The 13,498-nt window shown below is 65.1% G+C and carries 13 protein-coding genes; 2 read left to right on the top strand and 11 right to left on the bottom strand.

Annotation, left to right across the window (positions count from 1 at the left end; genetic code table 11):
- Window positions 1-165 precede the first annotated feature (165 nt).
- From V6M49_RS00700 to V6M49_RS00715, 4 genes are all read right to left on the bottom strand, one after another.
- Complete coding sequence (locus V6M49_RS00700; RefSeq protein ID WP_332759460.1) at window positions 166-1,734, bottom strand: GMC oxidoreductase; 1,569 nt, start codon at window positions 1,732-1,734, stop codon at window positions 166-168.
- Window positions 1,735-1,750: 16 nt separating this feature from the next.
- Window positions 1,751-3,247 carry an MFS transporter gene (locus tag V6M49_RS00705; RefSeq protein WP_332759461.1) on the bottom strand — a complete coding sequence of 499 codons (1,497 nt, stop codon included), beginning with the start codon at window positions 3,245-3,247 and terminating at the stop codon, window positions 1,751-1,753.
- A 161-nt stretch (window positions 3,248-3,408) separates the two neighbouring features.
- Window positions 3,409-4,212, bottom strand: coding sequence for a hypothetical protein (locus V6M49_RS00710; protein WP_332759462.1), 804 nt, complete (start codon window positions 4,210-4,212; stop codon window positions 3,409-3,411).
- Entirely contained in the window at window positions 4,209-5,249 is a 1,041-nt protein-coding gene (locus tag V6M49_RS00715; RefSeq protein WP_332759463.1) for a Gfo/Idh/MocA family protein, read from the bottom strand. Before V6M49_RS00715 ends, V6M49_RS00710 begins: the two co-directional genes overlap by 4 nt.
- Before the next feature lie 106 nt (window positions 5,250-5,355).
- On the opposite strand from V6M49_RS00715, the gene V6M49_RS00720 reads away from it, so the two are divergent.
- A complete protein-coding gene (locus tag V6M49_RS00720; RefSeq protein ID WP_332759464.1) occupies window positions 5,356-6,618 on the top strand; it encodes an ROK family protein in 1,263 nt (420 codons plus the stop codon).
- A 57-nt stretch (window positions 6,619-6,675) separates the two neighbouring features.
- Here the strand turns inward: V6M49_RS00720 and V6M49_RS00725 are convergent, their stop codons facing one another.
- A complete protein-coding gene (locus V6M49_RS00725) occupies window positions 6,676-7,092 on the bottom strand; it encodes a C-glycoside deglycosidase beta subunit domain-containing protein (protein ID WP_332759466.1) in 417 nt (138 codons plus the stop codon).
- A gap of 68 nt (window positions 7,093-7,160) precedes the next feature.
- On the opposite strand from V6M49_RS00725, the gene V6M49_RS00730 reads away from it, so the two are divergent.
- Complete coding sequence (locus V6M49_RS00730; protein WP_332759468.1) at window positions 7,161-8,162, top strand: restriction endonuclease subunit R; 1,002 nt, start codon at window positions 7,161-7,163, stop codon at window positions 8,160-8,162.
- An 84-nt stretch (window positions 8,163-8,246) separates the two neighbouring features.
- Here the strand turns inward: V6M49_RS00730 and V6M49_RS00735 are convergent, their stop codons facing one another.
- From V6M49_RS00735 to V6M49_RS00760, 6 genes are read right to left on the bottom strand one after another with little or no spacing between them, the layout of a single operon-like run.
- The gene (locus V6M49_RS00735; protein ID WP_332759469.1) at window positions 8,247-9,251 is read right to left on the bottom strand and encodes a sugar phosphate isomerase/epimerase family protein; all 1,005 of its coding nucleotides are present in this window, start codon (window positions 9,249-9,251) and stop codon (window positions 8,247-8,249) included.
- Window positions 9,252-9,263: 12 nt separating this feature from the next.
- Complete coding sequence (locus V6M49_RS00740) at window positions 9,264-10,460, bottom strand: Gfo/Idh/MocA family protein (protein ID WP_332759470.1); 1,197 nt, start codon at window positions 10,458-10,460, stop codon at window positions 9,264-9,266.
- On the bottom strand, window positions 10,457-10,855 hold the full coding sequence (locus tag V6M49_RS00745) for a C-glycoside deglycosidase beta subunit domain-containing protein (RefSeq protein ID WP_332759471.1): 399 nt from the start codon (window positions 10,853-10,855) through the stop codon (window positions 10,457-10,459). The genes V6M49_RS00740 and V6M49_RS00745 overlap by 4 nt, the downstream gene beginning before the upstream one ends.
- A gap of 8 nt (window positions 10,856-10,863) precedes the next feature.
- On the bottom strand, window positions 10,864-11,928 hold the full coding sequence (locus V6M49_RS00750; protein ID WP_332759472.1) for a sugar phosphate isomerase/epimerase family protein: 1,065 nt from the start codon (window positions 11,926-11,928) through the stop codon (window positions 10,864-10,866).
- Window positions 11,929-11,945: 17 nt separating this feature from the next.
- Complete coding sequence (locus tag V6M49_RS00755; RefSeq protein ID WP_332759473.1) at window positions 11,946-13,049, bottom strand: sugar phosphate isomerase/epimerase family protein; 1,104 nt, start codon at window positions 13,047-13,049, stop codon at window positions 11,946-11,948.
- On the bottom strand, window positions 13,046-13,441 hold the full coding sequence (locus tag V6M49_RS00760) for a C-glycoside deglycosidase beta subunit domain-containing protein (RefSeq protein WP_332759474.1): 396 nt from the start codon (window positions 13,439-13,441) through the stop codon (window positions 13,046-13,048). The genes V6M49_RS00755 and V6M49_RS00760 overlap by 4 nt, the downstream gene beginning before the upstream one ends.
- Between the last annotated feature and the right edge of the window lie 57 nt (window positions 13,442-13,498).

Raw genomic sequence — 13,498 nt, forward strand, 5'->3', positions numbered from 1 at the left:
TCACGGAGGGAATCAGCGCCTTTCGGGCGCCGAAAAGTGACTTCCCTCACTGTGACAACCGTTGGACTATCGGGGAATCCTGGATTTGGAATAGCTGGTATCCACGGAACGGATGGCAGGACAAAGCTGCGCCCGTGCGGGCGGCCTCCGCACCAGCCCAGCCGGTCAGGAGCTCAGCTCTTCCGCCGCCTTCCTGGCGCCGCGGACCGCAATGGCCACGCTCATCAGCGTGGGATTCATGGCCGTCGCCGTCGGAATGAGCGCATTTCCGCCCACCACCAGGTTGCGGTAGCCCCACACGCGTGACCACGGGTCCGCCACCGACGTGCCGTCGTCGGTGTCGCCCATGCGCATGGTGCCCTGGTAGTGCAGGCTGGAGCCGTTCGGCATAAGGCGGGGCTCGGCAACGAAAACGCCGAGGGCCTTTCCGGCACGGCGGAGCCGCTCCGTGCCCTGGGCGATCTCCGCGTTTTCCCTCTCGGTGAGCTCGTACTCGATGGTCATGTTCGGAAAACCCCGGTAGTCCGGCTCGTTGTCGTCGAAGGTGACGGCGTCCTCGAAGCGCGGGTGCTTGCGCATGCCGTAGCCCATGTTGACGTAACCCCAACGGTTCTCGGCATACGGGGTCCCAGGCTCCATCGGGAACGGCGTGGTCTCGGTGTACATCACCTGGACGGAGAAGGGGTGCTCCGGCTCGGAGAACGGGATACGGTTCACGGCAGCGACGGGGTCCGCCGGGTTCTGTGCCCGCCGGGAGAGTTCGGCCTTCAGGTCCTCCTCGGTGGCGTGCCGCCCCATCTTTTCAGCATCCAGGGCCACCGTCGAGATAACCACGGGGTGCTCCGTCAGGTAGTGCCCGAGCGCCTTGGGCCGTACACCGGAGGCCCAGAGGAGCTGCGGTGAGCGGAAAGCATCGGCCGCAACCACAACAACGTCCGCTGCCACAAACGATTGCCTCCCCGTGCGAAGGTCCTCGACCGTGACGCCGGTAGCCCGGTCGCCGTCGAGCTCGACACGGCGGACCAGGGTGAGGTCACGGAGTTCGAACTGCTTGGAGAGGGGGCTGCCTTTGTCGACGAGCGGGCCGAGGACCACGTCGGCACCCGCCCACCGGACGGAACCGTCAGGCTGCGGATCGCCGGCGACCGGAAGGGTGCCAACCCCATAGCCTTCGGGCAGTTCAGCGCCAAACTCCTCATCGAGCAGGGACCTGATGGCTCCACCGACGGCGGAATCGGCGAACGCGGCGCTGTGGACGTGAAGCAGCTCCTTGGCGTTGTTAATGAGTCCATCCCACTCGTCATCTGCGATAAACGGAACCTTCTCGCTGAAGGCTGGTGACGGCGTCGCACATGTCCAGTGCGCACCCTGGCCGCCGACGTTGGTAGCGGCAGCTGCTGCGGGAAAGCTTGAGGCATGGGCGGATCCCGCTCCGCCGAAGGCGAGCAGATGCGTGCCCTGGCGTGCGGTGAACATGCCTTCAGTGACCGTGCCGGCGGGGATTCCCAGGGATTCACGGTAGGCGCCAGCCTGCGGCCCCTGCGACATTTCCCGCGCACGGGCTTTCTGGTCAGGGTCGGGAATGTTCCGGACGCTCTCGCCGGGAACTTCCGTCAGCTGCGGCCCGGCTTCGAACATCACCACATGGGCGGTCGGGACCTGCTCAAGAAGCACGCGTGCGTAGGCGGAGCCGATGGGCCCGCTGCCGACGATGGCGATAGTGGGATTGGACATGATGTCTCCTTTGAAATCAGGCCGAAAGGGATTCGGAAGTTGTGTGGGGAGCGGGAACGGGTTCATCGGAGAGCCGGCCCTGCGGAAGCAGGACGGCAGCGATAATCCCCACGGCATAGGTAACTGCCAGGGCGATGAAGATGGGAGTGAAGACCGTCCCGTAGATCTGCGCGACGCCGGCCTGGACGGCAGGGTGGGCAGCGTGCACCAGCTGAGGGGTCAGGGTGGAGGCGTCAAGGCCTGCGGGCAGGAAGGCCGCGACCCCGAAGCCGATCACCCCGCCGATGACCGCCGTCGCCACTGTTGAACCCACCTGCCGCACCAGGTTGATGGTTGCCGTTATGGCGCCGGTCTGGCTGGCCGGGACTGCGCCCTGGACCACCGCGACGATCAGGCTCATAAACGCCCCGGTTCCTATGCCAACCACACCCATCACAATCATGGGGACCCACAACGGCAGCCCGACGGGCAGCGCGGCCATCACAAACAGGCCTGCCGAGCCCAGCGACGTTCCCAGGATCGGGAAGATCCGGTAGCGCCCTGTCCGGCTGGCCAGCCATCCGGTCAGCAGGTTGCTGATCAGCATGCCGAACACTGTGGCGATGGGGACAAGCCCGGACACGGTTGCAGAAGTTTGGTAGGCCATTTGGAAATACGTGGGCAGGTAGGCAGTGATGGAGAAGAACCCGACGCCGATGATCGCAGACAGCGCGGTGCCCGCGGCAATGGTGCGGTTGGCAAAGAAGTGGAGCGGCACGATGGGCTCGGGAGCGCGGCGCTCTATCAGGAAGAAGACAGCAAAGCCCACGATGCTGAGGGCGAGCGCCGCAGCGGCGGGAAGGCCGGCGCTCCGTTCGGCAGCCCACGTCACACCGAGTACGAGGGCCACCAGCGCGGTGGTGAAAACAGCCGCCCCTGCAACATCGAAGTGGCGTGGCTTGGGGCCAGGTTCCAGGTGCGGAACTGCGATCAGCGCGAGGACCAGGGCTGCTACGCCCACGGGGATGTTGATCCAGAAGACCCACTGCCAGCCCCAGTAGTCGGTGATGGCGCCGCCGAGCACGGGGCCAATAAGGATCGCGATGGGGAAAGCAGCGCCGACAATGGCCATGTACTGTGGCCGTTCCCGCTGCGTGGTGGCCCGGGCAATGATGGTCTGGGACATCAGCTGCAGCCCTGCGGAGCTCATCCCCTGCAGGACGCGTGCGGCGATGAGCCATGCCATGTCCTGGGCGAAACCGCAGGCCAGTGAGGCGGCCAGGAACATGATCAGTGAACCGAGGAAGATCCTGCGCGCCCCCAGCACATCGCCCATTTTGCCGAGCACCGGCAGCAGCACTGTGCTGGCAAGCGTGTAGCCCACCACAACCCAGCTCATCAGTTGCAGCGCGCCCAGCTCGCCGGCGATGGTGGCCAGGGATGTGGACACCACGGTGTGGTCCAGAGCCCCAAGGAACGAGACCGAGAGCAGGGAGATAACGAGGAGACGGAGTCTCAGAGGTGAAAGTGGCATAGTGATCTACCCGAACGATCGGGCCGTCGACGCGACGTGTTGTGCCTCCGCCGCACCATCACGGCGGAGAACGGGTCCGGAAGGAACCCCGACGCCATTACCATGATACCTCACTTTAGTCTAAAACAAACAAAAGCACGCCAAAATAGGTCTGAAGAAGGCTACGTGCCGAGCAGGGCTGTCGTAAGGCTGATGTCCTCGAGCAGCTCATCCAGGTCCGCCACCGGTTCACCCGAGGCACAGGCTTCGAGGGCGCGGCGCAGCGCAAGCCGGGCCGACGATTCATAGTGCGCCGACGCCCTCCAAATTCCATCCTCGGTGGATGTCTCCAGCCGCATGAGTCCGGCAGGCTGGTCCACGATCACTTCCGTCCTCACTTCGCCAAGGGCGAGCAACTGGAGCAGGCCGCCGTCGCGCATGCCCGCGGCGGCCGCCGTCTCGGTGGCAGCCAGGGTAGTGGGAAGCGACCCGCCCGCGCTCATCGAGTTCAGCAGCGCGATCCTGCCCCGCGCCGTGGCAATGCACGCCTGCAGCGTCAGCGTCCCCTGGGTCAGGGACCGCGCCCAGCCAAGGCCGTCGCGGACTACTGCCTGAAGGCCGGCACCCGGCGAAGCGCACTCAACGGTGATGATCCGGGCCGGACTGCCACCCCTTGCCCGAACCGCGTCCGCAACAACATCGGGGCGGAGGCGGGGACGCTCCACAACGACGGGGATGCCACCTGACCAGGGGTTGGCTTCCAGCGCCTTGCGTGGGAGCTCGCCAGGGTCCGCGATCACTACCGCCACGGCTCCCCGGGCACGGGCCGCCAGCAAGCCCTGCCACCAATCGCCGGATCCAGGCACAACCACAACCGCGCCATTGGCGCCATCCGTCCGCTGGGCACTAAGAGGAAGCTCGGCAACAGCAGCCACATAGGAAGGCAACGCGGTAAGGATGCCGCGCCCCTGGCCCGGCATCCTCATGGGGACACCCCTTCAAGGACCTTCGCCGCGGCAGCGCTGGCCAGATCGGTCGCATAGTGCGAGTCAGCCAGCAGCTCGTCGTACTCCACCGGAGCTGCGCCCTCAAGGAGCGATGCCAGCAGGCTCCACTCCGCCACATAGCCGTCTTCGGGGTCCCGCCCGTAGTCCGTCCATTGCCCGTCCACGCTTCGTACGCGGGTGGCGGCGCTTCCGGCATGGACGAAGGCGGGCGGGAAGTTGACCTCGACGCGGTCATGCGAGGTGGCCACGCTCATCCGCCAAAGGGCATCGGGCCCTTCCGGAAGCATGGTGAGCGCCAACTGGACCAGCACGTCGCCGGACCGGTAACCCACCAGGTAGCCGATCGGCGGAACGATTCTTGCGTAAGCCACCTCGTCAATGACCGGCGCAATGTCCCGGACAGCGGGAAGATCATGGATTGCGAGGCCCGTCAGCAGCTGCCGCAGGACCCCGGCCGCCACCGCAGGATCATCCAGGTCGGGCCGCCCCCGGCGCACTGCCTGGAAGGGGCCACCCTCTGAGACCAGCCGGTGGTACCTGTCATTCGGCGGGAGTGCCAGCGTAACGGCGATTGTCTGCACACGGCCCTCGAGGGCGACAAGATGGTGCCTTGCGCGCCCCCAGGCCGCATCAAACAGATGGTTTGTGCCCACCAGGAGGACTGTGCCCGCGGCGCGGCACACAGCAATGATCTCTTCAGCTTCTTCCCTGCTGGTGGCCAGCGGCTTCTCGCAGAAGACGGCCCGCTTGCCCGCGGCCACTGCAGCCAGGATTTGACGTCCATGCTCAGCGGGCGGACTGCAAACGGCCACCACATCCACGCTCGTGTCCGCAAGCAGTTCCGCGTCCCCCTCGGACCAGCGGGCACCAAAATGCCTGGCCAGAACCCGGGCGCGCCCGCTCCCGGCATCGGCAATGTGAACCACACTGAACAGCTCAGTCAGCCTGCCCAGTACTGGAAGATGAAGAGCCGCGGCTCCCGGCCCGGATCCAAGAATCCCTACGTTCCAAGGCATCATTGCCCTCCTTCTTATGTCTCTATTATTCATAAGTTAGGTATGTTCTGGCTATAGTCGCGCCCCAAGGCACCTTAGTCGGCCCCAATGTGTGAGAATTGTGAGCATGACGACAGAGTCCACACTCCGCTTTGGGGCACAAACGGATGAAGTGACGAGCCTTTTGCGGATCGTCAACCTGGTACGCACGGGCGAAGCAACCACCCGCCCGGAAATCGGCAAGGTCACCGGCCTTGGCAGGGGTGTGGTCAGCCAACGTGTGGACCAGGCGATTCAGATTGGCTTCCTCGGGGACGGCGAGTTCGGCGCCTCGTCCGGTGGCCGCGCACCGCGGACCCTGCGTTTCCGGGCGGAGCAGGGACGGATCGTGATTTGCGCCCTCGGAGCGGCTCATATGCGCGTCGGCATAACTGCGCTCGACGGCGACATCCTGGAACACACGCACCGCCCCTGGGATATCGCGAAGGGGCCGGAGGAGACCATCGATGCGGTCATGTCCCTGGCCGACGACCTGCTAAAGAAGGAACCCAAGGTGCCCGTGTGGGGTGTCGTGGTGGGGCTTCCCGGCCCGGTGGACTTCGCTACGGGGCAGCCCGTGGCGCCACCGATCATGCCGGGGTGGAACGGTTACGACGTCCGCACCCCCTTTGAAGAACGCTTCAATGCACCGGTGTGGGTGGACAACGATTCCAACCTCCTTGCCCTCGGGGAACGTGCCCGGCGGCGCGACTCCCTGGTGGATCTGATTTACTGCAAAATCGGCTCGGGCATCGGCGCCGGCCTGTTGTCCAAGGGCAGGATCCACCGAGGCGCCAACGGGGCCGCCGGCGATATCGGCCATGTCCGCGTCCCCGACTCGGATGCACAGTGCCGTTGCGGCAAGATCGGCTGCCTCGAAGCGGTTGCCGGCGGCTGGGCACTGGTCCGGGACGCAGAAGAGGCCATCAAGGAAGGGGCCAGCACCTCCCTTGCCGCGCTTGCGAAAAAGAGGGCACTGACCCTTGAGGAGATCACCCTCGCAGCGCAAGCCGGGGACTCCCTGGCCATCACTCTCGTCCAGAAGTCGGCCCGCGTAGCAGGCGAGACCATCTCAGCCTTGGTGAACATGTTCAATCCGGGGGTCATCGTGATCGGCGGTGCCATGGGCTCAGCCGGCGAGGTGTTCCTGGCCGAGGTGCGCCAACGCGTCTATGAACTGTCACTCCCGCTCGCCACCCGGGACCTCACCATCACGCTCTCGGTCAACGATGAGCGCGAACCGCTGCGCGGCGGAGCCGAACTGGCCCGCGAGCAGCTGTTCGACGTCACCTTCCCCCGCTGGTTCGCCGAGGGCCGGCCCTCACCTGAACGGGCAACCGTTCCGGCATAGAGGTCACCGCGGGCGCAGGCGTTACCTGCGCCCGCGCAGCGGCCCGAGCCTGCCGGCTCAGGCTACGTCGCGGGACACACTGGGCACCGGCGCCCGGTCAGGATCCAGCCGGGCCTGCAAGTGGAACGGCAGGACCAGCGGCGATCCGGGGCCCGCCTGCAGGTAAGGCACCAGCAGTTGGAAGTCAACGGCAACGGCGTGAATACCGGTATGGAGTTTGCGCCCGCCGGCCAGGACCAGCCTGTCCTGCACGAACCACCAGCCGGCCTCATCCACGAGCGAATCCGGCGACACGTCGCGGGCCCCCAGCATGACCTTCAGCTCCGCTGGCGCCAGCGGAACGCCGTCCACCGCAACCGCCAGGCCAGTCAGGCTGGACATGGGCATCGAGCGGATCCAGGGAAGCCCCACTCGAAGCTCAAACCCCCGCGGTGTGGCCGACAGGGCATCTTCGCGCAAAGCTGTTTGCAACATGACTTCCATCCTTTATCCTAAAAGTGACATAAGTTTGTCATTAACGCGCATAAATGGGAAGGCGCCAAATGGCCCCCGAAATTCCTGACAGCTGGACCCTTTGCGCCAGCTCGTTCAACTGGACCCCAGAGATCACCGCTGCCCGCCGAACTGCCCAGGACATTGTCACCGGCATAGCGGACTCCGTCACGAAAACAATCGAACTCGAACCCGGACTGCTGTGGCGGTCCTTCCCCGCTCCGCAGCACGCCGAGGTGGACGCACTGCGGGATTCCCTGGCCGCAAAGGGGGGAAGCGTCAGCATCGTTGGTGCCAGCCTCGACGACTTCACCTCACCAACCGCCCGGCGTTCGCCGCAGGAGCGCCTTGACTTCCTGGTTCCCCAACTGCGTGCCGCGCACCGGGTTGGAGCCTCTGGGGTGCGGCTGCCGATCGGCCAGGCGGGCACCGACCTCCTCGCCCTGGTACAGCCGCTGCTGCACGAGCTCGATCTTGTGCTGTATGAAGAGATTCAAGGGCAGCAGAGCCCCCAGAACCCTGCCGTGGCACCAGCCCTGGAGGCGATAGCCGGGCTTGCGGATGATCACGTGCGGGTCTTGGTGGACATCAGCATGCTGATGCCCGCCCTTCCCGTCAGCTACCTTGAAGAACTGCGGCGGGGAGGCGTTCCCCCGGAACTCCTGGCACGCCTTGAGGAGGACTGGCGGGACCCCGCCACCCACGACGCCGTGACGGCCCTGCTCCGCTCGGGACAGGTCCCGCCGCGGATTCACACCCTCTTCATGAACCTGCTCATCCGCTTCGGCCGCAGCGACGCCGCGGACCTGCAAGGCATCCTCCCACTGGTGGGCGCCTTCCATCTGAAGTTCTGGGACCTGGACGACGACGGCGGCCGGGTTTCGCAGCCGCTGCGCGATCTTGGCAGCCTCCTCGCCAGGAACGGTTTCGCCGGCACGCTGACCAGCGAGTGGGGCGGCCACGAGTGGTTGCAGTACGGTCCCACAGACATAACACGGAGGCATCTGGCACTGGCGGAGACGGCTCTGGCAGCCCAAACGGTCGCTGGCTGAGCTGTCGAAACCCGATTTCGACAAGCTCAATCACCGACAGAAGAAAAGGCCGGCCCTGCGGGCCGGCCTTTTCTTCGATGCGTACTACTTCGTGCTGAACGCGGCGTCGAAGGCCGCCGCGGAGGGCTCATAGCTGGAGAGCCGGCGCACGAAGGCAAGGGCCTCGGGCGCGCCGTCCAGCCGGTCCATCCCGGCGTCCTCCCACTCCACGGACAGCGGACCGCGGTAATCGATGGCATTGAGCATGCGGAACGCATCCTCCCAGGGCACGTCGCCATGTCCGGTGGAGATGAAGTCCCAACCGCGCCGCGGGTCCGCCCAGGGCAGGTGCGATGACAGGCGGCCGTTGCGGCCGTTGCCGAGGCGCTTCTTCGTGTCCTTGCAGTGCACATGGTAGATGCGGTCCTTGAAGTCCCACAGGAACCCCACCGGATCGATGTCCTGCCACACCATGTGGCTCGGGTCCCAGTTCAACCCAAAAGCCTCGCGGTGCCCGATCGCCTCAAGGGTGCGCTGCGTCGTCCAGTAGTCGTAGGCGATCTCGGACGGATGGACCTCATGCGCGAACCGGACCCCCACCTCGTCAAAGACATCCAGGATGGGGTTCCACCGGTCCGCAAAGTCCTGGTAGCCGGCGTCGATCATCTTTTCGGTTGCGGGCGGGAACATCGCCACGTACTTCCAGATCGACGATCCGGTGAACCCGGTCACCGTCTTTACTCCCAGCTTGGCGGCGAGCCGCGCGGTGTTCTTCAGTTCCTCGGCGGCACGACGGCGGACCCCTTCAGGATCACCGTCGCCCCAGACAACGTTCGGCAGGATGCCTCGGTGCCGTTCATCGATGGGGTCGTCACAGACGGCCTGGCCCTTGAGGTGGTTGGCAATGGTCCATACTTTCAGGCCGTTGCGTTCCAGGACGTCCAACTTGCCCTGCACGTAGGCGTCGTCGTCCCAGCGCCAAGGATCCAGGTGGTCACCCCAACAGGCGATTTCCAGGCCGTCGTAGCCCCACTCGCCGGCGAGCCGGGCCACCTCCTCGAAGGGCAGGTCGGCCCACTGGCCAGTGAACAAAGTGATAGGTCGTGCCACGTAATTTCCCTCCTATATGGCCTGCACAGGGACGCCAGCAGCGACCCCCGTCCAGGCAGAATCATTGTTCGAACTGCGCTCGACTGCGTCGAGCACACGCTGCACCCTCAACCCGTCAGCGAATGTGGCATGCGGGTCGGTGCCGGCCGCGATACCCTCCACGAGGTCCTTGACCTGATGCGAGAACCCGTGTTCGTAACCGAGCATGTGGCCTGCAGGCCACCATGCCGAAACGTAGGGATGGTCCGCTTCCGTGACCAGGATCTTCCGGAAGCCCTGGCGGTCCGCAGGTGCAGTCCGGTCGTAGAACTGGACGCTGTTAAGGTCCTCCAGGTCGAAGGCCAGAGCGCCCTTGTCCCCCGAGACCTCAATCTCCAGCGCGTTCTTGCGGCCGGTGGCAAAGCGCGAGGCCTCGAACGATGCCAGCGCCCCGGACTCGAAGCGGCCGGTGAAGATGGCGATGTCGTCCACGGTCACCTTGCCTTTGCCCACACCGGCGGTGCCGGAAAGACCTGAACCCGAGGTGGAGCCCTTCAAAAGAGGCCGCTCCTTCACAATGGTGTCGATAACACCGGACACCTTCTCCAGGTTCAGGCCGGTCACGAACTGGGCCAGGTCGATGGCATGGGCGCCGATGTCCCCCAAAGCACCGGAACCGGCGTGTTCCTTCTGCAGACGCCAGGCAAGCGGCATCTCCGGGTCCACAAGCCAGTCCTGCCGGTAGGAGGCTCGCACGTGATGGATCGTCCCCACGGCGCCTTGGGCGATGAGGTTGCGGAGAAACGTGACGGCCGGAACGCGGCGGTATGTGAAGCCCACCATCGCCCGGATGCCCCGTGCTGCCGCGCGCTCGGCGGCCTCGGCCATCGCTTCGGCCTCCGCCACCGTGTTGGCCAGCGGCTTCTCGCACAAAACGTGCTTCCCGGCCTCTAGTGCGGCGATTGCAATCTCGGCGTGGGAGTCGCCAGGGGTGACGATGTCGACCACGTCGATGTCTTCCCGGGCGATCACCTCCCGCCAGTCTGTGGCTGACTCGGCCCAGCCCCACTTCTTGGCAGCCGCCGCAGTGGCGGACGCGTTCCGGCCCACAACAACCGCCATTTCCGGCGCGGCTGGCAGATCAAAAACCCGTGGTGCAGTGCGCCAGCCCTGGGAATGGGCGGCACCCATAAAGCCGTGGCCAATCATGGCCACGCGCAGGGTTTTCATGCGAGTACTACCTTGCGTTCCACCGCCACGCGGTTGCCCACGTAACGCTGGGGCGCGATCTGCATGTACAGCAGGCGGAGAGTGAGGATGACTTCGACGTCGATCTCCTCGCCAGCGTCGGGGACGCGGTCCAGCGGAATAATGATCTCCGGCTTATCAGCCACAAACCACAGGGTTTCCCACTGCTCGGGAAGCTCGGCAATGGAGTAGGACCTTCCCTGCAATTCGAAACGCAGGGACGTCTTGGGGACCTCGTCGCCGTTGACGGAAGCAACGACGTCGTCAACGGCGGACAGCCAGAGGCTGCGGTACCAGGGCAGTTGCACTGACACAGCAATGCCTTCGGGGTGCCTGCGGACGTCGGCGTCCTGAAACAGGGAATTATGAGTTGCCATGGCTTTCCTTACTTAAACGTATCGACGAAGGTGTCGTGGGCAGCGGGTACTTCTGGACTGACGGCGTCTTCGATGGCACGCCGCATGAGCGTGTGCTGCTTCTTGACGAGGTCGATCGGGTCGGATTCGCCGAGGTCGGCGAAGGCGTGGCCCTCCCATTCGCTGGAGAGGTAGCCCTGGTAGCCGCCCTTGACGAACTGCCGCACAATGCGGGGAATGTCCATGGCCGGCTCGTTGCCGTTTTCGTCAATGTCGTAGAACTTCGCGTGGACATGGAAGATCTGCGGCATGATGTCCAGCCATTCCTCCGGCGGAACCAGCCCGTGCATGTTGAAGGCCAGCCGGGTGAACGGGCCCAGTCGAGCGGGGTCGAAGTTGTTCGCGTTGAGGTAGTCCTCGAATTCCTGGTTGCGTTCCTGCATCGGCAGCGGCTTGCGCCAGATGTCCTGCATCACCGCGAAGTGTTCCTCGGGCAGCCCCATCTGCGTCAGCGTGCGGAACAGTGTCGGGGAGAGGCTGTGCATGGTGGAACTGAAGTCTGCGGTGAACCCCAGCCGGTCGCTGTCGAGTTCGGCGTACATCTCCCGGATCTGCAGGATCTTGGGATCGTTCGGGCCCTGTGGTGCATGGATCTCGTAGCCGAGCTTTTGGTCGTACTTCTCGGCCAGCGGCAACAGGCTGCGGAGCAATTCCTTGCCCGCGGACCGGATGACCACCCGGTGGAATCCGAGTTGGTTCGCCGTCCGCAGCTGCGCTGCGAAGAAGTCGTACTCCTCGTCCGGGGTCATGTCCCGGTCCTTGCGGCGGCCCATGTCCAGGTTGGTGCCCACGGCGCTGGGGGTCAGCCCGTAGCGGTCCATGCTGTCTCGCCACAGCTTCACGAAATCGGCATCAACGTGGGGGTAGGTGCGCAACATCTGGGCGATGTTGAACTCGACTCCGGGACCCAGGCCTTCATCGGCCACAGCCTTGATCAGGGTCTCGGGGGTGTAGAGTCCGGCGGCGAACTCAGAGGTGAGCGAATAAAGTGTGATGCCAAGCTCGATACCCGAGCCGGCGATTCCTTCTGACATGATTTGTTCCTTCTGTTTCAGCCGCGGACGGGCTGGGCGAGGTGGCTGTTGAGGATGCTGCGTGCTTCGGCGGCGTCCGTGATCATCGCCGAGCCGGCGTCGGCCGCGGCGGAACGCTGGACGGCCTGCTCGCCGCGGATGATGTCGAACGGGTCCTGCCAGTTGTTCCAGTGCCAGCCTTCGTATTCGCTGGAGATGGCACCGGAGTAGCCGTTCTCGACGAGCTGGCGGACCAGGCCCCGGACCGGCACCGAGGGCTCTTCGCCGTTCTCGTCGATACCGAAGAACTTGCCGTGCACGTGGCGTACCCACGGCATGATCTCCAGCCAGGTGTCCACGGGGGCAGGCCCGAACAGCCCGGTTCCGTTGATGGCGAAGTCGATGCCGAGGTCCGGCCGGCCGTTGCGGGCGGCCAGCCCAATGAAGGCGCCGAAACGCTCACCGTGGATCTTTTGTGTGTTGGGCGGCCCTTCTGCGTAGAAGCCGTTCCACAGGTCAACCACCTGGCGGAGCAGTTCCTCCGAAGCGCCGCGCCGGCGGTAGGCCTCCACCAGGGAGGGGGCGAAGCCGGTGACGGTGGCACCCCAGTCGGCGGTGAAGCCAAGCAGCGGGGAATCCAGTTTCTCGTAGCGGTCGCGCAGGGCCAGGACACGTTCGTGCGCGCCGTGCTGGTCGGCGTGGACTTCCAGCGCCAGGGTCACACCGTACTTTTCTGCCACCGGCAACAGGCTTTCCATGGCATCCGGAGTCAGGGAGATCTGCACGCGGGCGATCGGGAAGCCGAGCCTGGCAGCCACCTCGATCTGCTTGCGCATGTATTCGACCAGCTCGTCATGGTTCATGAGCCGGTCACGGCGGATGCCCGTGTCAACGTTGACCGCCAGCGACGTGGGAACCAGGTCCACCTCGGCAACAAGATCGCGGAACTGTCCCACGAATGCGTCATCGATGTGGTCCGGGAAGCCCCGCAAGCTCGAGAAACCAATGAGTTCAAGGCCCGGGCCGAAGCCTTCGGCGGCCACCTTGCGGATCAGGCCATCGAGGTCGTACTGCCGGGCGTGGGAGGCCCGGGTGAAGCTGTAAAGGGTGACGCCCTGGATCGGCGTGCCGAGGCTGGTCATCGCTGTGCCACCTTCATGGTTTTGGTGTCGCGCTCTTCGATGTGGAGCACGCCGTGGTCGGTGATGATGTACGGGATGTAGAGCTTGAGGTCCACCCGGACCTCGTGCTCGGCATCGTCATCCGCAACAGGCAGATCGCCGGACAGGACGGCCGAGTCCAGCGGGAACCACCATTCGCCGGTCTCGTCCACCAGTTCCTCGAAGCTGAACGTGCGGTTGTTCATGGTCCAGCGCAGCGAGCCCTCGGGGGCTGCGACCCCGTCCACGGTCAGCGCGGCTCCTGCGATGCACGAGCCCGGCAGGGCGCGGTACCACGGGATGCGGACCTCGACGGCGGTTCGGCCGTCCTGGGTGGTGAGTGTTCCCTGCTCGATAATGCGGTCGGCGATCATCGAGACCTCCTTGTCTGCGGCATACCTTGCCTGTAATTGGCGGAAGTGGCTCCGTGC

This window comes from Pseudarthrobacter sp., assembly GCF_036675385.1.
Taxonomy (GTDB): Bacteria; Actinomycetota; Actinomycetes; order Actinomycetales; family Micrococcaceae; genus Arthrobacter.